The sequence below is a fragment of the Halobacillus sp. ABA4_118 genome (genome assembly GCF_056160205.1).
The window spans coordinates 3,644,149-3,669,942 of record NZ_JBSWWS010000001.1 but is presented as its reverse complement, the minus strand read 5'-3'; the positions used below and the strand labels follow the sequence as shown (position 1 = coordinate 3,669,942).

Genomic DNA, 25,794 nt, shown 5'->3' with positions numbered 1-25,794 from the left:
TAACTCGTTAAATTTTTACAAATGGAGAAAGGAAGAGGGAGATGAAAAGAATACCATTATTAGTAAGGATTGTCCTGGCAATAGCGCTGGGGATCATTATAGGACAGTTTGCACCGGAAATCCTGATTGAAATCGCTGCAACATTCACAGGTTTATTCGGTAATTTCCTAAGCTTTGTCATCCCGTTAATCATTCTCGGTTTTATTGCGCCTGGGATTGCATCAATGGGCCGGGGGGCAGGAAAGATGCTGGGTCTGACGACTGGATTAGCCTATGTCTCCACAGTTCTGGCAGGTACAGCGGCTTTCTTATTCGCCAGGAACCTGTATCCATCTTTTTTGCAGGGACAAAGTGGAGCGGCTTTTGCTAATCCCGAGGAATCCCTGGTGGAAGCACCTTTTTCAGTTGAAATGACTCCAATTATGGGCGTCATGGCCGCACTTATATTATCTTTCCTATTAGGAGTTGGAATGACGGCTGTTCAAGGCGATTCCTTATTACATGTCATGAATGAATTTCGTTCCATTATCCAAAAGGTGATAGAGAACATCATTATTCCTCTCTTACCGTTTCATATATTTGGAATCTTTGCGAATATGACGTATGCAGGACAAGTCGGTACGATTTTAAGTGTATTCGCAAAAGTGTTCCTGATGATCATAGCTCTGCACCTGCTTTATCTTGTCGTAATCTATGGTATTGCGGGCAGTATGCATGGCAGAAATCCATTCAGTCTATTGAAGAAAATGACGCCTGCCTACTTTACAGCACTAGGAACGCAGTCCTCGGCAGCTACGATTCCAGTGACATTAAAACAAGTGAAGAAAATGGGAGTGCGCGAACGTGTCGCAGATTTTGCTGTACCGTTACTTGCGAATGTCCACTTAGCAGGAAGTACAATCACAATTACCAGCTGTGCCATGGCGGTTATGTATATGCTGGGACAAGCAACAACATTTGCTGATGTATTTCCATTCATTCTTATGGTAGGAATTACAATGATTGCAGCCCCGGGTGTGCCGGGAGGAGCAGTTATGGCAGCTATCGGCCTCCTCGAATCGATGTTAGGATTCGATTCCACCATGGTTTCCTTAATCATTGCTCTCTACCTGGCTCAAGACAGCTTTGGTACAGCAACGAACGTTACAGGCGATGGAGCCATTACTGCGATTGCTGATAAACTTATGAAAAAAGGAAAACAAGAGGATCTTCCTGTATCTGATCAGAACGTTGGATAAGGAAATCCTATTGTAGTAAAAGAGCCGCTGCTTAGGCAGCGGCTTTTTGTCTGTTGAGAAACAATCGCTGCCCCGCATGTCGTGGTTGCGTTAACGTATCGCTTATCGGTGGGTGTCATCCGAGCCCCTGCTCTAGTAGATCTTTGGCGCGCAGTCATCACCACTGAACACCCCCGTGCCCTCACCCAATAATCATTTGAAAAAGGGAAGATCTTTTGTTTAACAAAAGATCTTCCCTTTGTATCTTTCGGAATCAAAGCTCTCAAAGTGATGTTCGAATCCATGAAGGTATTTCAGAAAATGAAAGGAATAGGAATGGAAATGGTTTTACTTTCCTACACCGTATTCCGTGATGTCAATACTGCTTTGCATTTTTAATAAACGAGGGGAAGGTCTTATTAGATAATCTATGCACTTAGGTTCCGTATGCAACCTGTTAACATCCATTTTATGGTATCATATGAACCACATAGACATAATAAAATGGAGGGAATTTTATGATGATTTACGGACCTTTACTCGTATCATTCTTTCCAGGGATCCTTGTATTGGGTCTTACTTGGTGGTTCAGCAGAAAGGGTTTTTCTCTGTTTATCAGGATGTTACCCGGAGCTTTATTGAGTATTGCAGCTCTTATCCTTTTTTATATTGGATTTGTTACCATCAGGGGATTCGAAGGGGCAGCTTATGGCATTCTTTGTTTCTTTTTTATGCTTTTTGCTATTCTGTCCTTTGCTGTTGCATTTAAGGTGAAATGAAGTACGTGAAAGGGTCATGGATTGAACAAGGATTCAATGTTAAATAGGAATGCAATCAATAGTACCTTTGTTAACTCGCCCTCTGGTTGAAGGAAATATCATTTTCGCGCAAATCTTAAATATCCAAAGCCCGCCTTCTGCCATAACGGGATCTATAAAAAATATAAGCAGTCATAACGGAGGAGTGTTTTTGTGAATCAGTTATTGGCCTTCTCTATATTAGGTTTAAGTATTAGCGGTGCGGTTTTAATTCTATCTGTTCCTTTATTATTTAAATCTCCAACAGGGGACTTTGAACTCTTATTGGCTGCTGGATCAGCAGGTTCTTTTGCTGTTTTCGCCGCCTCATCTCTCATTTTACGAAACCGTTTCAACCACTCTAAGAATTGATGGTTCAGCTTTCCCTGTTGATCTCATGCAATGAAAGGAAGGTTTTTTGGATCTTCTAAATCAAAGACTGCAAGATGTGAAAAAGTCCCCCATTCATTCAGAAATGATTAAAGGGACTCACGCAGGTGATATGATCCGGATTGAAACTTTCAATCAAAATGGTGAAAAGGAAAAACTCATCTATAAGGAATTTGCTAAGGATAGAAAGATTGAAATAGACATGTATAAAAAGCTGGGAGATCAAAGCAGAAGAGAGCCCGGCAGGAGAATCTATCATACTACTTCTGGGGAGTTATCAAATGACTACAGGAATCTATGAGTGTATAAGTGAGGAAGCGTTATACAAGTACGCAGAACTCGCTGTAAAAGTTGGTGTGAATCTGCAAAAACAGCAGATGTTGATTATTCATAGTGATATCCAAAATGCACCGTTTGCACGTCTCATTCAAACCGCAGCCTATAAGGCGGGTGCATCAAATGTACATATCGATTGGACTGATGTACAGTCTGCCAAAGAATTTTTCTTACATGCACCAGATCGCATCATCGGGTACTATCCGGATTGGCAGGCCGCCCGTTTTCGGGAATGGGAAGAGGCAGACGCCGCTTATATCCATATTATTACTGAGAATACGGACATGTTTAAGGAGGTTTCTGCTGAGAGGGTGGCCTGTTTTCAAAAAGCTTCTCGTGCCAAATTGAGGGATTATCACACGAAGATTAGATCCCACGAGATACGCTGGTGTCTTCTCGCTGTACCGAGTGTTGACTGGGCATTGAAGGTATTCCCAAACCTACGTAAAAAAGAAGCTGTACAATCCTTGTGGACGTCGATTTTAAAAGGAGCCCGGGCAGACGGGGATTTCCCTGTAAAGGATTGGGAAACTCACCATGCAGCCTTCGAGTCCCGGAAGAATTTCCTGAATGAGAGCCAATTTGAATCCCTGCATTTTAAGAATAACCGGGGAACGGATTTACACGTTGGTCTACCTGAAAACCATCTCTATATCGGCGGGGGAGTCTCGGATAAAGAAGATATCCCATTCTTTCCGAACATTCCTACCGAAGAAGTATTTACTGCTCCCCATAGAAATAAAGTGAATGGGCGACTGGCAGGTAGTAAACCGCTAGTTTATGGGGGACGTGTTATCGATGGGTTTTATCTGATTTTTAAAAACGGGCGGATTACGGACTATTATGCGGCAGAAGGGCAGGAAGTGCTGCAGCATCTCATTGACACAGACGGGGGATCCCAATACCTTGGTGAAATCGCTCTCGTCTCTCATACATCCCCACTTGCTCAAGAGGATACTCTTTTTTACAACACACTGTTTGATGAGAATACATCCTGTCATATCGGAATTGGACATGCTTCTCCTTCCAATATTCAGAACGGCATGAACCAATCTGAGAAAGAGTTGAAGACAGCTGGGCTGAATACGTCGCTATTGTCCGTTAATGTGACCTTTGGTACTGGAGATATGGAAGTAACAGGCATAAACGAGGATGGAAGTGAAGTCCTGCTGATGAAAGAGGGGGATTTTCAATTTTAAATCGCCCGCAGCTGAAAAGCGTCATCCATGGTGGGTGACGCTTTTTTGATCTTTCTCCTAATGAGGAAGGAGAGTGATACGAATTTCATCCGTATCGGATGTTTTACGATTATTTCCGAGAACAAGTTTCGTTTGCAGAACATAGGCGATATCGGGAGAGGTCTGTTCCATGTCTTCAGGCAGAACGAAATGGAATGGGTACTCAGTTTCTTCGTTGGAATCAAGTTCTCTATTCATTAAGATGGTTGTAATGGGCTGTATGAAAGCTGGTTTTCTTCCTGCTTCTTTTTTAAATAAGTCACATTCCAGACGTTGAATGGTTTGATGGGTGAGTCCCCCTTTAACTTGAAAAGAGCCCTGGACTGAATCGCCGGGTTTGAATTGGTTCCCTGATAAGACTAGATCCACTTGAGGAAATCCGGTTTTGATCCAGCTGAAAAGTTTGGCAAGCATAGGCTGATTTCTCCTTCATGATCAAAATAAATGACTCCATCCGGGGATGGATGTGAGTGGTGAATAGCTATTTTTTCGTTTTTTCACACGAGATAATGAAGAGCTGGTTATCGTTCTTTCAGCTGTCTACACTTGTATAATATTCCAACCTCATGGAGTCGTCAATCTTTTATTCTATTCTTCTTTGATTCCATATGGCAGGGTTATAGTTGTTGGAAAATTATGATAAAGTAGAAGTCAGGAAGATGCTTGAATGCAAATGAATCATTTATTTTCCTATCTGTTTTCAAATAAAAGAACAGGAGTCACCCATCATAAGGCTGTCGTAAGGGAAATGCCCGGGGTTCGCAAGGGTCAACCAGTGATCCCCGCTATTATGTACGTATAAACGATTATGACAAGGCAGGCAGCATGGTATCCTTTCGATTATAAGGGATTGAAAGTCAGATGAACAGGCTCAGGATGGCGGATGGGGGAACGATATGGAGTTTAAGGAATTGACTACAGAACGGCTGCGTCTTGTGGAAATGACTGATGGATATATTGATGACTATTTTCACATCTTGTCCAGAGACGAAGTGACAAAGTATATTGGGATGCCTTCACTTACCCACCGGGATCAGGCTGACGGAATGATTCAAACCTTTAAAGAACAATTTAAGTCTGAAAAGGCTGTCCGATGGGGCATTCTGCTCAGCGAAGAAGAAAAGTTTATCGGTACGGTGGGGCTGAGTCATATAAGCCTCTGGGGGAGAAAAGCTGAAATAGGGTATGAACTGCACCCCGGCTATTGGAAGAGGGGATTGATTACGGAAGCCGTTTCACGTGTTCTAGCTTATGCGTTCGATGACTTAGGACTATACAGGGTGGGAGCGGTTACCTTTCCGGCGAATACTCCTTCCTCCAGAGTGCTTGAGAAAACGGGGTTTCTTAGAGAGGGCCTGCTGCGGGGCTACCTGTTTCAAAATGGAGAAAATCATCATGCCTATATGTATTCCATCCTGCGTACCGAATTCAGTAAACGTTAAAGTAGGGATGTGTAACCAATGAACATAGGGAAACTTTTATTATGGATCGCCGGTATTGGACTTATTTTTGGTGGAGGGTATGCGGCTGCTGTATATGTTGGTGACACACCTTCCTATACGTTGACTGCCGTGAAAGCAGGGGAGAATAAAGAAATGGCTGCCACACTTCATAATGGAGAGCATCAGGCTGAACTGGATACGGTGCTCACTATTCTGCTGCATCAAAAACCGGTGGAAGGGGCATCTGTGGACATGGAAAATCCTGATGTAACCTTGAAGTTGATCAGTCCGGAACGGTCCATCGGCATTCTGGAAGCAAGGGTTTGGTTTGAAGAAGACAGGGCTGTGCTTGGAATTCGTAGTGGACAGACGTGGAATAGTATCCGGTTTTCGGAGTTGTCACAAAACGATGCCTCATACATCCGGTCCATCATCGAAGAAGAATAATTCGTCGTTATAGGTAAGCGCTTTATTTAAAGTGGAGAGAAGGATAGAGAGGGTGGGCGCCCTCTCTATCCTTCTCTAATAATATCCGGGAAGGTATCCAGCTGGACATGGATTTAAAACTGGCCGTTGTACCATTGGAAATAGTCTAAGTGAATAGACAGAACGATCAATGCCCCCAGCACCGTAAACATGAGTAGAGGAAACCCCCAGTCCTTTGCGCTGATTTTCATCGGTCTGTAAAACGTACGTGACCGTTCCCCCGTAAATCCTTTGGACTCCATGGCAGCAGCTGTTCGTTCTGCTTTTCTGACAGCGCCTGCCAAAAGAGGGATGGAATAGCGCTGCAACTGTTTAAACTTTCCTTTGAGCGATTTGGATTCTGTGACTCCTCGTATGCGGTGGGCCGCCCGAATCTGATCGAATTCTTCTTTCATCATTGGAAGGAAACGGTATCCTGCCATCAGACCATATGCAAGCTTGGAGGGCAGTTTCAGTTGTTGAATGAGGCTTAATATGAAATGAACCATATTTGTCGTAAATACAAACAAAAGAGATAAGGCGGCAAAGGCCATTACACGAAAGGAAAGCGCCAGAGCCATCAATAAGTCTTCTTTTGGGAACAGAAACCCAGCAAGGCGGATAGTCTCGTCGGGACTTGCTGGTGCATCGGCAAAGGCAATGGTCGTCCACAGCATGCCGAAGGCGAATACGGTGAACGCGGAGAGGTATAGGACATATACTCGTTTCCGAAACCTGCCGAAAATCAGTGTCAAAGCGATTGTAAATCCTGTGAAGACGAAAGGGGTTACAGGATCGAATAAGAAGGCGAGTACAAAGACGAGTCCGATTATCGTGCAGGCTTTCATGGCAGGATTAAGAGTATGAAGGGACATGAAAGCGGCTCCTTTCTATTAATAATCGATTCAGTTGAACAGGAAGGGGAGGTTCAACAGGCCAACCCGGAAGTCGGTTATCGTTCCAAAGATGTTCTGGGAGACCATCGTAAGCGATCCTTCCTTGTTCCATCACAATCACCCTTGTCGCATATTGGTGAACAAGCTCCATATCATGTGTGATCATCAATAAGGTGGTCCCTTGTTGAAAGCGCTGCTCAAGCAGAGCCATCAGTTGTTGGGTCGAGACCGCATCCTGACCGAAAGTCGGTTCATCCAGCAAAAGAAGCGATTGATTTTCCACGATCATCGTGGCCACGCTTAAACGGCGTTTCTGCCCCTGACTTAACTGATAAGGATGATGCCTGTCTAATCCATTCAATCGGCACAGGGAGAGCAGATGTTCAACCTGCCGGCGTATTTCCAATTCGGGTGTTCCCCGCTGCCTTAAACTGAAAGCAATCTCCTCGAACACTTCATCGGTTACAAATTGGTGTTCCGGATTTTGAAAAACGTACCCCACCTGTGTCCGTAAGTTGTCCGCTCTCCATTTTTTCATGGATGTCCCTTTCCAAGTCACTGTGCCTCTGTCCGCCTTTGTGATGCCGGCCATTATTTTGGAAAGACTGGATTTGCCACTTCCATTCGCCCCTACCACAGCAATCCATTCTCCTTCATAAAGGGAGAGAGTGAGATCCTTTAAAATATGTTTCCACTGGACATCGGATAATTCCAAGAGCGCCTTTCCACGTCTGTTCGGGTCACGAACATTTGATGGAACTTCAATGTTCCGCTGCGATAACTCCTCCAGGGTAAATGGATAGGGAGGAGGGCAGTCTTCGTCTATGCTGTACTGCACAGCATAGGGAAGCCGGATCCCCTGATTGTGGATGGCGCGGCCATGGTTATTGATGACTTCTTTTAACGGCCCCTGTGTAAGAATCCCGCCATCGGAGTGGAGTACAATGACATGCTTGAGAAGTTCCAGCCATCCTTCCAATCTGTGTTCGATCACAATCAAGGTGAGACTTCTAGTTTTTTTTATGGAAGTCAGAATAGTAATGAAATCACGAGCAGACTGCGGATCCAGATTAGCTGTCGGTTCATCCAGGAGAAGGATGTCCGGCTCCATCACCAGCACACAGGCAAGGGCCAGTTTCTGCTTCTGTCCGCCGGACAAGTGATGGATGAACGATGTTTTTTTATCCAGTAGATTCACCTGTGCAAGGACATCATCTATTTTGTGTTCCATCTCCTCAGCAGGTACATGAAGGTTTTCTAAACCAAAGGCGATTTCATCCTCGACGGTCAGCATACAAAATTGAGTTTCGGGGTCTTGAAAAACACTTCCAACAGTTTTAGCCAGCTCTCCCGGTTTGAAGTCGCTTGTTGAACGTCCGTAAATGGCAGCACGCCCATTCATCTCGCCATCCAAATCCTCCGGGTAAAGCCCGTTTATACATTGGACAAGCGAGCTTTTTCCTGAACCGCTCGGGCCAAGGATGAGGGTGTCCTGTTCGTTTTCGATGGAGAGGGTGATATCCGTCAATACGGTTTTTTCATTTTCTTCATACGTAAGCGTCAGGTTTTCCAATTGTACAGCCGTCTTCATCAGGAAGCCTTCTTCTTTCTTAATTCCCGCCCGAGAGCAAAACTGGAAAGGACGCCGGTACGGGCAAGTCCGTCAGCTACGGCTTTACCCAATACTCCGGAAATCACAGCGCCGCTGACCATACGGACAATCAGCATGGCAGCGACGTATCCACCACTTAACGCAGCGTATCCAGATTGGAAATACCCCCATGCGAAACTGAAAACGGCAGCCATCACGCCGGCGAGCATGAGTACAGAAAGATGATAAGACCGGTAACGCGTCAGAGCAAACGCACTTTCCGCTCCGAGTCCCTGAATCATTCCCGTTAGAATCAATAGGGGACCGGAAGCATTCCCGAGCAGAACTTCAATTGTCGCTGCGATGGTTTCAGAGAGAAAAGCTGCGCCCGGGCGGCGTAAAATATAGGCGGCAATGATGGATACGATGAACCAGATACCAAAGATAAAATCATATCCGATTGGACCAAAGAGACCTGAGAGAAGTTTTCCAACAGGCAGGAAAGCGAGATAGACGACAGCGAAAACGACGGACAAGACAGATAGAACAACGATTTCTTTGAGTTTCCAGTTTTTCATAAGATGCTCCCCCTGGAGGAAGGGCTGTTGACCGACACCGATACAGTCATGACGGTGTGAGACGACCCTGAAGCTTCTGTCTCCCGGAAAACGTTTTCCAACCCTTTGAAAACCGTATGGGTATCTCCGTCAAGTCTTGTAGAATAGTGGGCGGGCGTCACTTGGATGCCCTTCGATTTCATCGCTTCAATCTGCTTGTATATTGTATCCATATAACTGTCCCCTCCCATTGGATAGAGCGAAAACTTAGCTGCTAATGGCTGGGTAATCGAGCGGGAAGTGTCTTCATTCCTCCGTTGCAGGGATTCAGCCATATACGTGTCTCCAGCCGAGTCTCCCGGGCACCCGATTGAATAAGTCGCATGAAAAGCCGCATGAACACCTTCTTTGGATACATGAAGAAGGATAGCCTTTGTCACATCAAAAATATGTTCCATCCGCCCCCGTACCGTCGTCGAGACATCATCGGTATCGAGCCATACTTTAGATGTATCCACTTCCTTTAAGCTTTCCAGAATTATACCCGCAAACTCATCACTCATCGGATGTATGGAAAACGAACATCCAGCAATTTTCGATGTACCACAAACTTGATTCATCCATCATTCCTCCTTTTTTTAAACACAAAGCTCTGTTAAAGTCTGTTGTTGTTATTTCAAACGAGTACTAAATCGTCTCCGTCTGGAATTAGGGATCAGGCCCGTTGTTTACTCAGAGCATGGGATGGCAGGGAAAACCCTCCGCTTTCCGCGGGGAACGAAGTTTGAGGAGGCTCACGGTACTCCGTGGAAAGGGAGTCATTCCCAAGGCCGCCTCCTACAAATCCCATGACAGAAAGGGGTGATAGGAGCTCACATGTTAAATAACAACACCAAGCAATAACAGAGCCAAACACAAAAAAACTGCATCCCATGGGAATGCAGTCCGTTGATCGATGAATAAAACCTGTAAAGGCCTGATTGATAGAACGGCTGCACTTCCCCACGCTAGTATTATCTAGTTCGGGTGCCAAGGGTCGGATCATCCTCTCAGCCGCTCGCAGCAGCTCCCCTAGTGCCTCATATGTATACAGTTTTTTGTATTGCCTCTATCGTAGCGGATGTTGGAATATTTGTAAATGTTTATTCTCCTTTTTATGAATACGAATGATAGAGTTCATTTTCAAAATCTTCCAATCATGATACGCTGAAGATAATAGAATCTGTCATATCTTGAGTGGAATAAAAGAGTCGGACAATCAGAAGACAAGGGATACCATCAATGGGAAGGGGAAGACAGATATGAACACTCACATGAATCGCACAAGCAAGTGGATGAAGCGGTATGCACGTCCATTGGAAGCAGCCAGATGGGAAGCACTTTTTGAAAGAGGTCCTAAAGAAAAAGTCCTCGTATACTTGAGTGCGTTCCAAAATGAAGATGGAGGTTTTGGTCACGGAATTGAGCCGGATTTTCAACTTCCAGCTTCGTCTCCAATGGCCACATGGGCAGCTTCCCAAGTGCTTGCTGAATTGAATGTATCTTCCAAAGAGCCGCTGCTTCAACAGATGGTTTCCTACCTCCTTCGCTCATACGATCGTCAATCAGGGATGTGGCCTTCGGTTATTCCTGAAGTCAACCATTTTCCTCATGCGCCCTGGTGGTCGTGGAGGGAAGGGGTGCAGTCCAACTGGATGTTTAACCCGGCGGCGGAATTGGCCGGTTTTCTCATCGACTGCTCCCAACGGGATACGGAAGCCTGGGAAACGGGTGTGGCTGGTGCTGTTAAAGCTGTTGAACATTTGATGAGTGTCAGTGAGATGGATTTCCACGAATGGCAGTGTTTTCAAAATCTACTAATCTCCCTGGACAAGCATAAAGGACTCGTCCATAATCAAATGCCTTACGGGCTTGATCAGGTGCAGTCCCACCTTCTTACGTTAGGCGAGAACTGTTTCAGTCAGGATCCTTCGGAATGGGGAAGTGGGTACGGTGCGCTTCCGACTGACATAATATCGTCCCCACAGCATCCGTTGTATGCTAAATACAAACCTTTAGTTTTGGAAAACATCCGTTATTATTTGAAAACGCTGAAGGAAGAAGGCATCTGGGATATCAGCTGGGACTGGGGAGACGGAACAAAAGCTTTTGCTGCAGCTGAACAACAGTGGAAAGGAATTACGGCGGTTCAGCGTTGGAAAATTATCCATGCTTTTCAAGGGCAATGGTAAAGCGGAAGAGAGGCTGTAGCGCCTCTGTCGGACGTAGATGTTGGAAAAAGAGAGGTTATTGGAATCCTGTTTGCTTTACTGAGCAGCAAGTGCTGGTTTTGTGGTCATCCTTGTCCATGAGGGGAACGTCCATGTGATCGGGAGTATTGGTGTCGATGTTATTGATGGCTGAATCAAACAGTGTTTTACAAGCGTCTGCTCAGTGGATGACCTGAAGGAGACACCCCTCGTTTAAACCTGACCACTTTTCGTGAATTATCTTTTTCCCTGAATATACAGGAATAAAGAAAACCGGGATACATGTGTTATGTATCCCGGTTATTTTTATGGCTTAAATAATCTTAGTTTTAAGTTGTCTTCATTCTGAGAGCAGTCCAGATAAGGAAGTTTTTCATAAGGATAGTACCGCACAGTTGTCGGGTTCATATCAAGCAGGCCGAATAGTTCCTTCATATCCGTAATCCGGTTCAATTGAATGAGCGTATCTTTCCCTGCGAACGATTGGAATCTTGCAGACGTAAATCCTTCTTCCTTGATAAAGTTAAGAATGTCCATTAGTTAGTCTCCTTATGGCCGTAAGCTGGTTGGACATGTGCTCATTATATTTTCATAGACTTAACCGGATTCAATCCCTACCGGCTGTTATTCTACAATAACAAATATCTCGGGAAATAGCCAACTTTTCCCGTTTACTTATTGTTTTTGTAATATAAAAAAGAAAAAAGCCACGTATCCAAAGACACGTGACTCGTTTTAGTAATAAGGAGAAATCATTAAATAGACAACGACGCCTGTCAAACTGACATAAAGCCAGATCGGCATCGTCCAGCGGGCGATTTTCCTATGTTTATCCACTTTCATTGCCAGACCTCTGAACAGTGTTAACAGGGCAAGGGGTACAATAAGTGCGGCCAGCACAATGTGGGTGATCAGAATAAAGTAATAAATACCTGCCACCAGACCCTCGCCGCCGAAGGACGTTGATTCAGACATGGAATGGTACGTGAGATATGAAACTAAAAACAAGGCTGTTGTTGTAAAGGCAGCAAAAATGAATCGTTTATGCCACGTAATATTCTTTCGGATAATCATGAATAAAGCCGCCAGCAGAAACACGAATGTGAAGGAATTGAATACGGCATTAAGTAATGGGAGCAGTGTAATGTCAAAGCTGGTCTCGCTTCCAATCTCCGGGAGGAACAACAAGGCCACGACAATTAGATTGATAGCAATGGACAATCCAACCACCCATGGTACATAATTAAAATCTTTTTTTATTTCCAAAGTAAAACCCCATCTCATAATAGACTGCAGGAATAGTATATAAAAAATCCGCTTGAAAATCATCTCATGATGTCGAACGTTAACGAAACTGTCACTTCATGATGGCTTACAAGCGTGACAAAAGACGGAATAATGGGCTGACCTTTTCCGGAAAGAATCCATAGGATACGTACAAGGAGGGAAGATTATGCGCCCGAAGTACTTGTTTTTGAAATTTCTGGGATTTGGTGGGGAGCTGCTCCTATCCGGAACAGGGGCTGCTCTATACACGTATCTAGAGGACACCGGGAGGGGATTTGATCCCAACCCTGTATTCTGGCAGGCCTTTATCACGATCCATCTGACCATGTTGATAGTTCTGCCATTATTCTTACAGGGGAGAACGTTAGGCATGCTGCTGACAAATATGTCTGTCGTTTCGACGCATGGAGGAAGCCCCCATGTGTTTCAATCCATGATAAGAGCTGTTCTTGGATTCGGCCCGGTTCTGTTGACCAATGGATGGTGGCTGTTTGTCTCTGCTGCAACATCCGTATTGGATAAAAAAGGACGGAGCTGGGGGGAACTCATATCCTTTACAATGATGAAGCCAAAAGAACCTAAAGAGAAGTAATGTTTCTGTATTCAATCGAAAAACCGGTTCCTGTAAGGCAGCCGGTTCTATTTATTGGTTTAAATCTTGAATGAGTGTTTGCAGGGTCTGCTGCTGGGTTTCTATAGACTTCCGTGTGTATTCGGCCATTCGTTTATAGATTGATAAAATAAGCTGGCCATACTGATCACCAGGTACAGCCCATTTTCCATTCAACGCGGTCCATGTGCGGGCGCTTCCCCGTGCAACAAGTTCGAATCGTGGATCTACAATCTTCACCCCCTCAGGAATATAATCGCTGGAAGCATAGGCATATAAGTGTTGAATCTGAGCGTGGACACCTTCTTCGGGTGTCGGAAAGGATGCCCCGGCCACTCCACCACCTACAGCACCAATACCTGCAAAATTATTCTGATCTCTCTGTACATCGCCGGTGAAACGGAAATAGTTCGTTTCATGCACGGCCTGGGCAAACGCAATATCCCCTCGTATGCCGTAAAGGTTTCCGTATACCATATAGTACTGACCAAGCTCTGGAGCACCGGGATAGACCGAACGGACAAATTGGTCAAGCTGACAACCGTCAATCACACTCTGCCCAAGAATGGTCCACTTGTCTTCCTGTGTTTCGGGGGCAGGTGAATCTGGTGCGGCTGGGAAATCAGAACCCGACCAGATGAAGGCGTCGATGATACCGAACGACTTCAATTGATGCACAAGAGCTTTGGCATGATCCATTTCTTGAAAAGCGCCGGCTTGAACCCGGTAATAGGTGAGGCCGCCGATATCTAAAGTGGTGATAAACGAGGATAATCCGGCAGCGGTAAGCCGGTTCATCCGTTCCTCGGCATTTTTCCTTTCTCGGAACGATCCGGCAATGACCCGGTACAGATCATCTTCCGGCACAGGGGATTCGGATTTGTCTGTTCCGGCGAGGATATACGCGTCTGCGATCCCTATCCGCTTTAATTGGTCTATCTGTGATTTGGCATTTATTTCCTTAGAGAAAGCTCCTGTTTGAACCCGGTAATAGACCCCGCCTGAGATGGAGGCAGGCACGATAAAAGCAGCGAAACCGTTTTGAAATAAAAATTCGGTTCGTTGTTCTGCGTTTTCTCTGCTTTGGAAAGCTCCAGCCATCACTTTGTATAACGTGGAGCTCTCAGTCGCTGCGGTGCTGGAAAGCTTCGGCAGCTGTAGAGCTTTGGCTGTTCCTTCCGCGATAGCTCTGGATATGTCGTTGATGAACGCGGAGTTTCTCAGCAGGGACAGATCGTCGGGATGATCGACAAATAAGAGTTCGAGTAAAAGGGAACTCATTTGTGTTTCGCGGGTGACGAATAAGTTGGCTTGCTTCATGCCCCGGTTGTTCACGCTGTATTTTGAAGCTGTTTGATAAATCGTGTTATGGATGATGGACTGGTAAGCTTGAGTATTCGGAGCAAGAGTTCCGTTATAGATATAACTTTCAAATCCGCTTCCACCGGCGGCATTATTGTGGATCGATAGGAAGAAATCAGCGTTGACGGAATTAGCAGCCGCCGTCCGCCTGCTCAAGGAAACCGTTACATCCGACGTTCTCGTCATGACAATTTCAACCTCATAATGCTCCGTAAGATAACGCTGGACGTTGAGGGCGATGGATAGGTTAAAGGTCTTTTCCTGATACCCTTGGTAAACGGCACCTGGATCTGTACCTCCGTGCCCCGGGTCAATGACAATGGTTTTCATATCAATCTTTCTCCTTTCAAGAATCTCTTTTAGTATATGAGTTTTCTTAGATGCTTGTATGGATGAAGCGGCAAAATCACCTTGTCAAACACATGCTTTAGCTGACTACGGCTTGTATTGTATAATAATAGAATGACGTGAAAAGGAGGAGACTCATGGATCCACTGGATATTGTAGGGAACTTACATAGAATAAAGCCTGTCTTTCAACCGATTGTCAGTGCAATTAATCACGATGTGATCGGATATGAGGTGCTGGCCCGTTATAAAGAAAATCAGACGTGGGAGAGTCTTGGTCCCTTTTTCCATGATACGGACGTGCCGGAGGAATTCAAAGTGGAGGTCGATCAAGTCGTCCTCACTCAAGCGGTCCACATGATGATGGATAACAGAACAGAAGGTCTGCTGTTTATCAACCGCAATGCTAAGCAGCTGATGGTGAACAATGGGGATGATCTCCTGCAGTCGCTCCTTCAATTCAAGGACCAGGGATTTGACCTGAGTCGTATTGTCATTGAAGTGACTGAACATGATTTTGATGAAGACTTTGAAACCTTGAACCACCTTCTGCTGTATTTTAAAACGTACGGTATCCAGATTGCCGTGGATCATGTTGGAGCAAAGAGCTCGAATATCGACCGGATCAGACTTTTGGAACCCCATATTTTAAAAATTGATACAGGGATCATCCGCAGACAGGATGGAGATGCTTTTCAGGATATCATGTACTCGTTATCTATGCTCGCCCATCGGATCGGGGCGGCACTATTATTTGAGAATATCGAGGATGATTTTCAATTGTATTTTGCCTGGAAGCACGGCAGCAGATTCTATCAGGGATATTACCTTGCCCACCCATCCTTCGACCCCATAGGTAAAGGGGCGCTGTCGGTGGATATCAAAGAACGGATGAGCGGCTTTGTACAGCGGGAAAAACGCCTGTTGGAAGATCGTCAGCAGTATGTGAAACATTGGGAAGCCAAGGTGAGACAGCTCCTGGCCAGGTGGGAAGGACCAAAGAAATCCGATGCGTTTATTGATGGGGTGACGGAGAAGTTTCACAATGAAAGCTTCCGAATGTTCATTTGCCACATGGACGGTCAACAAGTATCCTCCAACTTCCGTAAAAAAGAAGACGACTGGTTTATGGAAACGGATAAAAGAGGATCCAACTGGGCTTTCCGCCCGTATTTTCTGGAAAATGTGATGAAAATGAGGGAAACGCACGCCGGTCTTCTTTCGGACCTTTACTCGGATATTGAAACGAAAGAAATGGTCCGTACATTCAGTTTTCCATTAACCGATCAGCATTTTCTTTTCATTGATTTGAGATACGCCTATCTGTATGATCACGCATGTCTGCTTGCCTGAACAGCGGCACATTCCACTTCTCGCAGGAAGGCCTGAGGAACCATCGAAAACATGGTCCCTCAGGCTTGTTTTGTTTACAGAAAGAGAATGTGATGAAAGGGTCTACGTTGGTGTCTATGGAATAAAGTAAGGCAAGGAGGGATGGCAGATGAAAGTGAGAGCACTGGAAGATGTTGTTGGATCCAACAGGGAAGTGGATGGAGGGAACTGGATCAGCCGGCGTTTACTTGTTGCTGAAGATCATATGGGTTATTCTGTCCACGATACTGTAATCAGGGCGGGAACGGAAACGAAAATGTGGTATAAGCATCATCTCGAGTCGGTCTACTGTATAGAAGGGGAAGGCGAGGTCGTGACTGTTTCTGATCAAAGGACCTGGCCCATTCGCAAAAACACTTTATACGCCTTGGATCAGCATGATGAACACGTGCTCCGTGCCTTCACGGATATGCGGATGATCTGTGTGTTTAATCCACCTTTACAGGGGCGGGAAAAACACGATGCAGATGGTACGTATCCAGCAGATTCAAAACAAGGGAACCTTTGATGTAAGGGGTGTTTTCCTTTTCTGTATTTTTTTGGTAACCTAACAAAAAAGGCAGGAAGGGAGCATGTTATGGAAAAAGCGTTGGATGAAGAAAGCGTGGATCAAATTTCCATTCGGATGAAAAGCCGGAAATCCATGTGGTACAACTTTCTGATTATGGCCTCTCTGGTGGGGGTTTCTCAGCTTTTCTTTGAATCGGTGACTGGAATCATTTATCTAGCTGCCATGCTCTTTTTCGGGCTGTTTTTATATGAAACAACAATGGCACGTAAGACGAATGAACAATTATGGCAGATTTGGGAAGAGCGTTGGCTGGAACGGCCGTTTTTCTATAGTCTGCGCTCGTCATTTTCCCAATCGGCTCAAGTTTGGCTTCCGGCTATTATGACAACGGATTTTTCCTGGGTTATGGCAGCTGTTCTCTCCGTGTTTAGTCTGGGGGTCGGTTTTTATTCCGGGTATCAAAGGTGGAAAGCCAAAAACCATTATTACCGTATCGCTGCAGGGAAGGGTAAGGTGGCGGTTTCATAAATGAATAAAAAGAGGAAGAAGGGGAAGGCCCTTCTTCCTCTTTTTATTCTATATAAGATGAATGTAAATCCTTTTTCAAAGAGGTTAACAGTCTGGTATTCTATTAGTGAGAAAGGGGAGAGGAAACCATGGATCCTATACATATCGACGTTCCCTATGTGCTGCATACGAAACGCCTTCGTCTACGGAGGCCGGAGGCTGGAGACGGCCCGGCGGTTAATGAAGCTGTTCATCGGTCGGAACAGGAATTGAAGCCGTGGCTTCCTTTTGTGCAGGAGATGCCTTCGATTGAAGATACAGAAAGCAATATCAGGCAGGCCCATGTAGATTTTATGGAAAGAAAAAAACTCCGGTATCTTGTTTTTCACAAGGAGAATGGAGCGTTTGTTGGGACGACTGGACTTCATACTATTGACTGGGATATTCCGAAGTTTGAAATCGGGTACTGGATCGACACCAAATGGAGTGGACATGGGTATATGCAGGAAGCCGTGCGTGAAATAACGCGGCTGGCTCTTTATGATCTCGGTGGAGCGCGTGTAGAAATCCGATGTGAAAGGGAAAATGAAAAAAGCAGGCAGGTTCCCGAAAAACTTGGCTACCATCTTGAAGGAATGTTGCGTAATGATGATCGATCCGTGGATGGGAAACAGCTGACAGACACGTGTGTCTACGCAAAAATTAAAGAGCGGAGGCAGGAATATGTATGATGTGACCATTGTCGGTGCTGGTGTAGCGGGAACATTTATGGCCTACACCCTTGTCCAGAAACACCCCGGACTTCAAGTGAAAGTCGTAGACGTAGGAAAACCGTTGAAAGAGAGATCCTGCGCACATGAGCATGGACAACCTTGCACGTGCTCTGGAGCCTGCGATCAGTACATAGGCTTTGGCGGTCTTGGGAAGTCAGAGGGAAAATTCAATTTTACCAACGCTTTTGGTGGAGAGCTTCCACGAAAAATCGGCGGAAAGGAAACCGCCCGCCTTATGAAAGAAGTGGACCGCATTCTAACCGGTTTTGGAGGAGACCGTGTGGACATGTATTCAACGGATAACGAGCATGTGAAAAGAAGGGCTGCTTGTGGTGACTTGACCGTTTTAACGACGGAGGTACGCCATCTTGGTACTTCCCTGTCGAAGGAGGTATTTCAAAACCTATATGAACACATAGTCAATAAACTTTCCTTTTCTTTTAACACCCATGTCAATTCCATTACACGGGTGGATGAAAGTTTCCGTCTCGTTACAGATTGTGAGGAGTTTCTAAGTCGAAAAGTTATGCTTGCGACAGGAAACAGCGGCCGGGAGTGGTTCGCACGGATAACGGAACCGCTTGGCATCGAACCGCGGGAGACGCGGCTGGACCTGGGTGTACGGGTGGAAATGCGGGGCGGCCAGCTGGATGCTCTCCTAAAAGAATCATTTGAAACGAAACTTTTGAAAAAAACGTCACGTTTTACGGCCTACACATACTGTATGAATCCCAAAGGCAGGATTATTCGAAAACATCAGCATGAACTTGTCATGCCTGATGGTCAGAATTCACGAGAACAAGGGGTACCGGGAGAAAATTTGAATTTCACTTTGTTTGTCCCCCGTTACTTTCCGAGTCTAAAGCAGGCGGTGGAAGAAGCATCACGCGTCATTAAAGGAATCAATCGTTCGAGGGGAAGAATCGTGGTCCAGCGTCTTGAAGATTTGAAAAAGGGAAAGGGGACGACTTCACTTCATGCAAACTCCGTGATTCCTTCTCTTTCCGCTGACGAAGGATCGCTGATAGAAGAAGTGCCACATATTTATATAGAGGCTCTCATCGAGTTCCTGACCTCTCTCGAAGCAGCGATAGGTGAACCGGTGGATCCTGACACGCTGCTTTATGGGCTTGATGCTAAATTCTACGAACCAGTTATTCCAACCAACAGGAATTTTGAAACGGACGTCCCGGGACTGTTTCTGGTCGGAGACTGCTCGTCCGTCACTCATTCCTTGTCCCAGGCAGCGGCTAGTGGGATTTATGTCGGAGAGGTAATAGGAGGGTAAAGGAAACGATCGTTTCCTCAGCCTTTAGAAAAAACATATCTTGTCCTGGATCATGCCTTCTCATCTGGATGTTCGCGTCCGGCTGACCGGTGGATGCCTGCCGCGGTCCCGGCCTGGGCTGACTTGGGCAGGAAATACAAATCGTTGTATGGAGTAGCTTCACTTGGGTATGCTCTTCCATACCAGGCAACAAGAAAATTGAAAATGGTTAACCGTATCAGCGGTTAACCATTTTCAATCTGAGTCATCGCTTCCTCCACTTGGGCGGCATCCATGACGCTCATTAATCGGATGGATTCCCCCGGTTTTACAGCATGTTCCGCTGTTATGGAGATGGCTTCTGCCTTGTTGGTCAAGTTAAAGTCATCGAGGGTTACCGGCAGGTTCATCTCCTGGTAATAAGGGGTGAGTGTTTCAATTTCATCAAAGCGGCCTTCCAGAGCAAGCTGGACGAGAATACCATAAGCCACTTTTTCTCCGTGAAGGAAAGCGTGGGTTTCCGGTACTTTGGTTAAGCCGTTATGGATTGAATGGGCTCCGGCGATTCTTCCATAACTATCCCCGTATCCACCGACCATACCGCCAGCCATAATAATGGTTTCCACGACTCTCATGAAGGCAGGTATGACGGCTTGCTGACGAACGGCTTCCACAGCTTCTCTGCCATCTTGTATGAGAACATCCCTGCATAATCCGGCCGCGTGCAGCGCAATGTCTACGGAAATCGGTTTGGAGGCGAGAGACCTTGTGAGAACATCCGCTTCATACCATTTGGCGAGCGTATCGCCGATGCCGGCCCTGAGATAAGGTTCCGGGGCACGAACGAGCAGATCAGGCTCTACAAGCAGCATCCATGTACTACGTGGATAAATAATGTATTCCTCAAAATTCCCTTCATCATCGTAAAACACACTGAGCGGCGTCCAAGGTGCGCAGTTTGAGGCTAGTGTAGGAATGAGCACGACTGGAATATTCAATTGATCGGCACAGGCTTTTCCGAGATCAAGGACCTTTCCGCCTCCGATGCTGATCAAGACGTCACAGTCCCGCAGGGCTTCACTGAGACGCATGACCTCTTTATGGGAGCACTCCCCGTTATAGGCTTCCGATTGGACCGGCATCGTCAGCTTTGGAAAATAGGGCTGAGCAGCCTTCCACGACTGCTCACCGTGAATGATTCCTGCTTTTGCAAAGGCCTGGTTTTCCAACAATTCAGGGATGTTCCTTAAAATTCCAGGCTCAGCTTTATAAATCGCAGGTGCTCCTTGTACAGTTACGTTTTTCATGGTTGATCACCTCTGGTAATGATATAGCCATCATTATCCAGATGACAGAATAATATGTCAATAACAAAACAGGGAGCAGGCCCCCCGGTTTTGCAGCTTAACGGTTTCGGAATTCCTGAAGAATGTTCAGACCTGTGGTGACGGCCTGACTCATGGCAGAGCCCCCGCCGTAAGCAGCTGATACACCCATCGTTTCATAAATTTCCTTGTCCGAACAATCTGCTTCGACGCACTGATCCATGTGATAGGCCATACTGGCTTCATCTCCATCTTTCACACTGATGGCAAGAGCCATTAAGTGCTTGGTACCTTTGCTGAGTTCTCCGTCTTCAAAGAACGAGCCGGTAAAGTGATTGTATTCTTTTGTGGCCTCCGGCAGGTGTTCGGTCAGGGTTTCAATGCCATTTCTATATTCTTTAAGCAGGTCTTCTCCTTGTTTGTTCATTCTTTCACTCTCCCTTTTCTTTGTTATTCCTTTTATTCCTTCCTCTTCCAGTCACTTAAACAACGTAATAGGCTTCCCGGCACATCCCTGTCCATTGATGAAATGTTGGGAAAATTGTTTACAAATGCAGAATGATGCGTTAAAGTTGTAAATCATAAACGAATAGCAACAACTAATTCTTATCAAGAGTGACTGAGGGAAAGGCCCGTAGACGTCACAGCAACCTTCCATGTGGAGTGGTGCTAAATCCGCCGGAATGATATTCCGGGAGATAAGAGTTTGGCTGATAGTTATGCGAAACTCTCTTCTTGATAAGGAAGAGAGTTTTTTTATTAGGTAAAGGAGGACGGTTATGATTTCCATCCAGGAGCTCAGTAAAATTTACACATCCAAGAAAAAACAGGTGATCGGGGTGGACAAGGTTTCTCTCGATATTCAGGAGGGGGAAATCTATGGAATCGTCGGATACAGTGGAGCTGGTAAGAGTACACTCCTCCGATGCATGAACATATTGGAACGCCCGACATCAGGAAAGGTTTATATCGATGGGATCGATCTGCTTTCTCTCTCCAAAAAGGACCTTAGAAAAGCACGACAGTCCATCGGCATGATTTTCCAGGGGTTCCACCTTGCTATGGGGAAAACGGTTTTGGAGAACGTGGCCTTTGCTTTGAAAGCGGCCGGTAAACCAAAACAGGAGCGCAATGATCGTGCCAGGCGTCTGCTGGAACTTGTAGGTCTTAGCGATAAAGCCGATCAGTACCCCGCTCAATTGAGTGGAGGGCAGAAGCAGCGGGTCAGTATTGCCCGGGCACTGGCCAACGATCCTAAAGTGCTGCTGTGCGATGAAGCAACTTCCGCACTCGATCCGAACACGACACAGTCGATCCTGAAACTATTAAAGAAAATCAACCGGGAGCTCGGACTGACCATTGTATTGATTACACACGAAATGGAAGTGGTGAAAGAAATCTGCGACCGTTGTGCGGTCATGGAAGAAGGAAAAGTGGTAGAACAGGGGGCGGCCTACGAAATTTTCGCCTCTCCTCAAAATGCTTTGACAAAGCGGTTTATTCGAACAGTGATCGATTTCCATGTTCCGGAAGAACTGCTGAAAAACAGCCGCGGCACCATTGTCCAGATGAAGTTTACCGGCGGACAGGCCGGGGATACGGTTGTGTCGGATCTGCTTCAGAACTATAAAATCAAGGGAAACATCCTGCATGGAAATGTGGATTATATACAGGAAAAAGCCCTCGGTACATTTGTTATGGAATTAACCGGTGACCCGCAGGAAGTAGGGAGAGCTGTGGAAAATCTGAAAACGATACTGGATGAAGTGGAGGTGCTGAATCATGATCGATCAGCTGATCAACCTGTGGCCCGAGCTGAATAAATCATTTATGGAAACATTGATCATGGTAGGGATCGGACTTGGCGTAGCCGTTATCGCCGGTCTGCCTCTGGGGTTGCTGCTATTTGTTACCGACCGTGACTTGTTTTTGGAAAACAAATGGATCAAAGGAGCTGTGGGCATTTTTGTAAACCTTGTCCGTTCCATTCCATTTATCATCCTGCTTGTGTTTTTATTCCCATTTACTAATTTTCTTTTAGGTACGACAACAGGACCGATTGCCGCCTCCGTTGCTTTATCGGCCGCAGCGATTCCTTTTTATGCAAGAATTGTAGAATCATCCGCCAGGGATATTGATAAAGGCGTCATAGAAGCGGCTATCGCATGTGGGGCTTCCCCATGGCTGATTATTAAAGATATCATTTTTCCTGAAATCAAGCCGGGCTTGATCAGTGGTTTAACGATAACAGCCATCAGCTTGATCGGGTATTCCGCAATGGCCGGCGCAATTGGCGGTGGAGGGATCGGCGACCTCGCCATCCGGTACGGGTATTACCGTTATGATAATTTCGTCATGTTTACAACGGTTATTGTGTTGATCGTCCTTGTTCAGGTAGTCCAGTACGCTGGGGATTTCCTGGCAAAAACAGTGAAAAAGAGTTAATCCAAGACGAAACGAAGTTCAGGAGGAAGATAAAATGAAAAAAATCGTAACCTTGTTTGCAGCCTTAACAATCATTACTTTTTTGTCTGCCTGTGGTGGCGGAGAAGAAAATGCAGATGCAGAAGAGAAGAAAACCATCCGATTCGGTGCAACATCCGGTCCTTACAGTGATATGGTCACCGAAGCGATTGCTCCGCTGCTGGAGGAGAAAGGCTATGAAGTAACCAATAAAGAGTTTACAGATTATGTGCAGCCTAACAAAGCGTTAGCCAATGGTGATCTGGATGCCAACCTGTTCCAGCACAAAATCTATTTAGAGTCCTTTGCCGAAGAACACAACCTGGATCTGTCCGAGGTCATTGTTGTTCCAACAGCACCTATGGGTATTTATTCCAGTGAGTATCAGAATATCGATGGTGTTGAAACAGGCAGTACGATGGGTATTCCCAATGACCCGACGAACCTGGCCCGAGCGCTGATCATTCTTGAAGATGAAGGTCTGGTCACTTTGAAGGAAGATGTAGACCCTCTTCGTGCCTCTTTGAACGATATCGTAGAAAATCCAAAAGAAATCGAATTCGTTGAAGTAGAAGCCGGCCAGCTGCCACGACTGGTGGACAGCGAGGATCTATCCATGGTTCCTGGTAACTATGCGCTTGCTGCCGAGATGGATCTGCTGAGTGCTCTCGCCCTCGAAGATATGCCGGATGATTATAGAAACCGGGTAGCTGTGAAGACCGAAGATCTGGATGCCCAGTTTACGAAGGATATTAAGGAAGTTGTGGAATCGGAAGAGTTTGAGGAAATCATGGATGAAAAGTTTGAAGGCTTTGGTAAGCCACAATGGATGAAAGAAGAATAACATGTGAGCCGTCTTCCCTTGGAAGGCGGCTTTTTTGAATGGAGGTTTATGCAGGTGAAGAAGGAACGAAGGTATTTGACCGGGATGATCTGACGTGTCGGACAGAACTGGAGGAATTTTTCAACCATCGGTCTTATGATGGAACTATAGCAGGCGTTCAAATTTTCCTGCTTTTCTGAAACTTATCTGTGTATGATACGTAAGAAAGATCAGAAAGGACGAAGAAGGGGCGGAGAGCAAATGGAGGTTGTAATCAAAGTGGACCGATTGACCAAAAGCTTCGGAAAAGTGCAGGCTGTCAAAGGCGTCTCATTTTCCGTCAAAAAGGGAGAAATTTTTGGGATCATTGGACCCAATGGAGCGGGCAAGACAACGACGCTGGAAATGATTGAAGGAATTTTGAAGCCTGACAGTGGAACCATTGATGTGCTGGGACTTACGCCGAATCGGGAACTTCAACAATTGAATCAGCGGATTGGTGTTCAGTTTCAGGCGACATCCATTCAAAAGAAAATGAAAGTGAAAGAAGCCCTGGATTTATTTGCTGCTTTTTACCCAGGAAAAGTAATGAAACAACAGCTTGTGGAAATGCTGGGGCTGGAGGAGAAAATGAATGTCCGTTTCGAAGATTTGTCAGGAGGATGGAAGCAGCGGGTGACCTTGGCACTGGCGACTCTGCATCAGCCGGAAATCATCTTTCTTGATGAACCGAGTATGGGACTGGACCCCCACGCCAGAAGGGAAATGTGGACGTTGATCCGCCGGTTGAGAGAGAAGGGAAGCACTATCGTGTTGACAACCCATTATATGGAAGAGGCTGAACAGCTCTGTGACCGGGTGGCAATGATTTACAGTGGTGAACTGAAAGCAATGGACCGGCCCTCCGCTCTGCTTGAGCAGAGTGGTGCCATGCTGATCACATTCCAAAGCGATGATTTTCCTTATGTAAAGCTTCCATCTATGCCGGGGGTGGTCAAAGTTGAAAAAGAAGAAGATACGTTTAAAGTGTACAGTGACGATCTGCAGCTCACCAGTTATCATCTCTTCGCCTATGGTCATCAAGAGAATCTATCCTTAAATCATTTCCAATTTGCTAAAGGGACGTTGGAGGATCTTTTTGTCCAGTATTTGGAGAAGGAGGAAGCCAGATGAATGTCGTATGGAAGCTTGCACAGCTGGAAACGAAAATGTTTTTCCGCGACCGTCTGAGCGTATTCTGGACCTTTTTATTTCCAGTCGTCATGATCTGGCTGTTTGGATCCATGTTTGGAGACAATGCTGAAGGAAACTTTTCATTTGCTGCGTTATTTGTACCCTCCTGGATCGGAGTAAATATCGTGACCACTTCCTTTTTCACCTTGGGAACCGTTTTGGCCGGCTACAGGGAAACCGGAGTCCTGCGCAGATATCAATCCACCCCTTTACAGACGTGGAAGATCCTGGCTGCTCACACAGTTCAAGGGACGGTGATTTTTCTTTGTTCTGCTCTGCTCCTTCTTGTATTTGGAATGTTGATGTATGACCTGGAACTTCCACTTTATATGGGAAGCACACTAGCTGCTCTTTTTCTAAGTATCGCTGCCTTTTTCCCTTTTGCTCTTTTTATTACATCATTGGCTAAAAATACACAGTCTGCGGCGGCGATCAGTTCTTTATTTTTGAATTTGATGATCTTCTTGTCAGGAGCGACCTTTCCACTGGAAATGATGCCGGAAGTTCTTCAATACACGGCGAAAATACTTCCGCTTTATTACGTCATTGAACTTTTGAGGGGGACGTGGAACGAAGCACCCATTTTTGAATATGGATTTGAAGTGTTTGTATTGATCGGCATTTCCGTCGTTTCTACAGTATTAGCCGCGAGGTTTTTCCGTTGGAGTGATAAATAAGGAAGAGGCAGGTTACCAATGACTTAAACAGGCACTGAT

Annotated in this window: 30 protein-coding genes and 2 riboswitches; of the genes, 20 read left to right on the top strand and 10 right to left on the bottom strand. The window is 45.7% G+C overall.

The features are described from left to right. Positions 1–41 precede the first annotated feature (41 nt). From ACXAGL_RS18840 to ACXAGL_RS18820, 5 genes are all read left to right on the top strand, one after another. Positions 42–1,238 carry a dicarboxylate/amino acid:cation symporter gene (locus ACXAGL_RS18840; RefSeq protein WP_474968789.1) on the top strand — a complete coding sequence of 399 codons (1,197 nt, stop codon included), beginning with the start codon at positions 42–44 and terminating at the stop codon, positions 1,236–1,238. A 497-nt stretch (positions 1,239–1,735) separates the two neighbouring features. Then, the gene (locus ACXAGL_RS18835) at positions 1,736–1,996 is read left to right on the top strand and encodes a YesK family protein (protein ID WP_474992143.1); all 261 of its coding nucleotides are present in this window, start codon (positions 1,736–1,738) and stop codon (positions 1,994–1,996) included. A 192-nt stretch (positions 1,997–2,188) separates the two neighbouring features. Then, positions 2,189–2,386: a hypothetical protein gene (locus ACXAGL_RS18830; protein WP_474968787.1), complete on the top strand. Its 198-nt coding sequence runs from the start codon at positions 2,189–2,191 to the stop codon at positions 2,384–2,386. Positions 2,387–2,432: 46 nt separating this feature from the next. Further along, positions 2,433–2,705: a hypothetical protein gene (locus ACXAGL_RS18825; protein ID WP_474992141.1), complete on the top strand. Its 273-nt coding sequence runs from the start codon at positions 2,433–2,435 to the stop codon at positions 2,703–2,705. Further along, the gene (locus ACXAGL_RS18820; RefSeq protein ID WP_474992139.1) at positions 2,686–3,939 is read left to right on the top strand and encodes an aminopeptidase; all 1,254 of its coding nucleotides are present in this window, start codon (positions 2,686–2,688) and stop codon (positions 3,937–3,939) included. The genes ACXAGL_RS18825 and ACXAGL_RS18820 overlap by 20 nt, the downstream gene beginning before the upstream one ends. Positions 3,940–3,996: 57 nt before the next feature. Here ACXAGL_RS18820 and ACXAGL_RS18815 read toward each other — a convergent pair whose 3' ends face one another. After that, complete coding sequence (locus ACXAGL_RS18815; RefSeq protein ID WP_474992138.1) at positions 3,997–4,392, bottom strand: sporulation protein; 396 nt, start codon at positions 4,390–4,392, stop codon at positions 3,997–3,999. A gap of 482 nt (positions 4,393–4,874) precedes the next feature. Between ACXAGL_RS18815 and ACXAGL_RS18810 the strand changes: the two genes are divergently transcribed. After that, positions 4,875–5,420 carry a GNAT family N-acetyltransferase gene (locus tag ACXAGL_RS18810; RefSeq protein ID WP_474971339.1) on the top strand — a complete coding sequence of 182 codons (546 nt, stop codon included), beginning with the start codon at positions 4,875–4,877 and terminating at the stop codon, positions 5,418–5,420. Between the two features lie 18 nt (positions 5,421–5,438). Beyond that, positions 5,439–5,867: a hypothetical protein gene (locus ACXAGL_RS18805; protein ID WP_474992136.1), complete on the top strand. Its 429-nt coding sequence runs from the start codon at positions 5,439–5,441 to the stop codon at positions 5,865–5,867. A gap of 113 nt (positions 5,868–5,980) precedes the next feature. Here ACXAGL_RS18805 and ACXAGL_RS18800 read toward each other — a convergent pair whose 3' ends face one another. Genes ACXAGL_RS18800 through ACXAGL_RS18785 form a run of 4 tightly spaced genes read right to left on the bottom strand, consistent with a single transcriptional unit; the run spans position 5,981 to position 9,549 of the window. Further along, positions 5,981–6,760 (bottom strand): energy-coupling factor transporter transmembrane component T family protein, encoded by a 780-nt coding sequence (locus ACXAGL_RS18800; protein ID WP_474992134.1) that lies wholly within the window; start codon positions 6,758–6,760, stop codon positions 5,981–5,983. Continuing rightward, positions 6,741–8,372, bottom strand: a complete 1,632-nt coding sequence (locus ACXAGL_RS18795; protein WP_474992132.1) for an ABC transporter ATP-binding protein — start codon at positions 8,370–8,372, stop codon at positions 6,741–6,743. Before ACXAGL_RS18795 ends, ACXAGL_RS18800 begins: the two co-directional genes overlap by 20 nt. Continuing rightward, complete coding sequence (locus ACXAGL_RS18790) at positions 8,372–8,950, bottom strand: ECF transporter S component (RefSeq protein WP_474992131.1); 579 nt, start codon at positions 8,948–8,950, stop codon at positions 8,372–8,374. The genes ACXAGL_RS18795 and ACXAGL_RS18790 overlap by 1 nt, the downstream gene beginning before the upstream one ends. Further along, on the bottom strand, positions 8,947–9,549 hold the full coding sequence (locus tag ACXAGL_RS18785; RefSeq protein WP_474992129.1) for a YkoF family thiamine/hydroxymethylpyrimidine-binding protein: 603 nt from the start codon (positions 9,547–9,549) through the stop codon (positions 8,947–8,949). Before ACXAGL_RS18785 ends, ACXAGL_RS18790 begins: the two co-directional genes overlap by 4 nt. Before the next feature lie 362 nt (positions 9,550–9,911). After that, positions 9,912–10,012: riboswitch (TPP riboswitch) on the bottom strand. A 218-nt stretch (positions 10,013–10,230) separates the two neighbouring features. On the opposite strand from ACXAGL_RS18785, the gene ACXAGL_RS18780 reads away from it, so the two are divergent. Then, the gene (locus tag ACXAGL_RS18780) at positions 10,231–11,160 is read left to right on the top strand and encodes a hypothetical protein (protein WP_474992127.1); all 930 of its coding nucleotides are present in this window, start codon (positions 10,231–10,233) and stop codon (positions 11,158–11,160) included. A 324-nt stretch (positions 11,161–11,484) separates the two neighbouring features. Here ACXAGL_RS18780 and ACXAGL_RS18775 read toward each other — a convergent pair whose 3' ends face one another. After that, entirely contained in the window at positions 11,485–11,715 is a 231-nt protein-coding gene (locus tag ACXAGL_RS18775) for a hypothetical protein (RefSeq protein WP_027954522.1), read from the bottom strand. 198 nt (positions 11,716–11,913) lie between these two features. After that, on the bottom strand, positions 11,914–12,462 hold the full coding sequence (locus ACXAGL_RS18770; RefSeq protein ID WP_474968776.1) for a DUF420 domain-containing protein: 549 nt from the start codon (positions 12,460–12,462) through the stop codon (positions 11,914–11,916). A gap of 169 nt (positions 12,463–12,631) precedes the next feature. On the opposite strand from ACXAGL_RS18770, the gene ACXAGL_RS18765 reads away from it, so the two are divergent. Beyond that, positions 12,632–13,057, top strand: a complete 426-nt coding sequence (locus tag ACXAGL_RS18765; protein WP_474968775.1) for an RDD family protein — start codon at positions 12,632–12,634, stop codon at positions 13,055–13,057. Positions 13,058–13,108: 51 nt separating this feature from the next. Here the strand turns inward: ACXAGL_RS18765 and ACXAGL_RS18760 are convergent, their stop codons facing one another. Then, positions 13,109–14,767 carry an N-acetylmuramoyl-L-alanine amidase gene (locus ACXAGL_RS18760; RefSeq protein WP_474992125.1) on the bottom strand — a complete coding sequence of 553 codons (1,659 nt, stop codon included), beginning with the start codon at positions 14,765–14,767 and terminating at the stop codon, positions 13,109–13,111. Between the two features lie 155 nt (positions 14,768–14,922). On the opposite strand from ACXAGL_RS18760, the gene ACXAGL_RS18755 reads away from it, so the two are divergent. The 5 genes from ACXAGL_RS18755 to ACXAGL_RS18735 all read left to right on the top strand — a co-directional run bounded on the left by ACXAGL_RS18755 (position 14,923) and on the right by ACXAGL_RS18735 (position 19,255). Beyond that, positions 14,923–16,137: an EAL domain-containing protein gene (locus ACXAGL_RS18755; RefSeq protein WP_474968773.1), complete on the top strand. Its 1,215-nt coding sequence runs from the start codon at positions 14,923–14,925 to the stop codon at positions 16,135–16,137. 148 nt (positions 16,138–16,285) lie between these two features. Beyond that, positions 16,286–16,684 carry an ectoine synthase gene (locus tag ACXAGL_RS18750; protein ID WP_474992123.1) on the top strand — a complete coding sequence of 133 codons (399 nt, stop codon included), beginning with the start codon at positions 16,286–16,288 and terminating at the stop codon, positions 16,682–16,684. 69 nt (positions 16,685–16,753) lie between these two features. Then, positions 16,754–17,215 (top strand): hypothetical protein, encoded by a 462-nt coding sequence (locus tag ACXAGL_RS18745; RefSeq protein ID WP_474992121.1) that lies wholly within the window; start codon positions 16,754–16,756, stop codon positions 17,213–17,215. 128 nt (positions 17,216–17,343) lie between these two features. Continuing rightward, entirely contained in the window at positions 17,344–17,925 is a 582-nt protein-coding gene (locus ACXAGL_RS18740; protein WP_474992119.1) for a GNAT family N-acetyltransferase, read from the top strand. Beyond that, entirely contained in the window at positions 17,918–19,255 is a 1,338-nt protein-coding gene (locus tag ACXAGL_RS18735; protein ID WP_474992117.1) for an NAD(P)/FAD-dependent oxidoreductase, read from the top strand. The genes ACXAGL_RS18740 and ACXAGL_RS18735 overlap by 8 nt, the downstream gene beginning before the upstream one ends. Positions 19,256–19,479: 224 nt before the next feature. On the opposite strand, the gene ACXAGL_RS18730 is transcribed toward ACXAGL_RS18735, so the two are convergent. Both ACXAGL_RS18730 and ACXAGL_RS18725 read right to left on the bottom strand, forming a co-directional pair. Then, on the bottom strand, positions 19,480–20,541 hold the full coding sequence (locus ACXAGL_RS18730; RefSeq protein ID WP_474992115.1) for an iron-containing alcohol dehydrogenase family protein: 1,062 nt from the start codon (positions 20,539–20,541) through the stop codon (positions 19,480–19,482). Positions 20,542–20,638: 97 nt separating this feature from the next. Next, positions 20,639–20,986, bottom strand: a complete 348-nt coding sequence (locus tag ACXAGL_RS18725; RefSeq protein WP_474971348.1) for a carboxymuconolactone decarboxylase family protein — start codon at positions 20,984–20,986, stop codon at positions 20,639–20,641. A 176-nt stretch (positions 20,987–21,162) separates the two neighbouring features. Beyond that, a riboswitch (SAM riboswitch) is annotated at positions 21,163–21,264 on the top strand. Positions 21,265–21,338: 74 nt separating this feature from the next. Here ACXAGL_RS18725 and ACXAGL_RS18720 point away from each other — a divergent pair. From ACXAGL_RS18720 to ACXAGL_RS18695, 6 genes are all read left to right on the top strand, one after another. Then, positions 21,339–22,382: a methionine ABC transporter ATP-binding protein gene (locus ACXAGL_RS18720; RefSeq protein WP_474971349.1), complete on the top strand. Its 1,044-nt coding sequence runs from the start codon at positions 21,339–21,341 to the stop codon at positions 22,380–22,382. Then, positions 22,339–23,004 (top strand): methionine ABC transporter permease, encoded by a 666-nt coding sequence (locus tag ACXAGL_RS18715; protein ID WP_027954511.1) that lies wholly within the window; start codon positions 22,339–22,341, stop codon positions 23,002–23,004. Before ACXAGL_RS18720 ends, ACXAGL_RS18715 begins: the two co-directional genes overlap by 44 nt. A 34-nt stretch (positions 23,005–23,038) precedes the next feature. Then, positions 23,039–23,866 (top strand): MetQ/NlpA family ABC transporter substrate-binding protein, encoded by an 828-nt coding sequence (locus ACXAGL_RS18710; RefSeq protein ID WP_474971350.1) that lies wholly within the window; start codon positions 23,039–23,041, stop codon positions 23,864–23,866. A gap of 38 nt (positions 23,867–23,904) precedes the next feature. Next, entirely contained in the window at positions 23,905–24,045 is a 141-nt protein-coding gene (locus ACXAGL_RS18705; protein ID WP_474992113.1) for a hypothetical protein, read from the top strand. A 61-nt stretch (positions 24,046–24,106) separates the two neighbouring features. Next, positions 24,107–25,018: an ABC transporter ATP-binding protein gene (locus ACXAGL_RS18700; protein ID WP_474992111.1), complete on the top strand. Its 912-nt coding sequence runs from the start codon at positions 24,107–24,109 to the stop codon at positions 25,016–25,018. Further along, the gene (locus ACXAGL_RS18695; RefSeq protein ID WP_474992110.1) at positions 25,015–25,755 is read left to right on the top strand and encodes an ABC transporter permease; all 741 of its coding nucleotides are present in this window, start codon (positions 25,015–25,017) and stop codon (positions 25,753–25,755) included. The genes ACXAGL_RS18700 and ACXAGL_RS18695 overlap by 4 nt, the downstream gene beginning before the upstream one ends. The last annotated feature ends 39 nt before the right edge of the window (positions 25,756–25,794 follow it).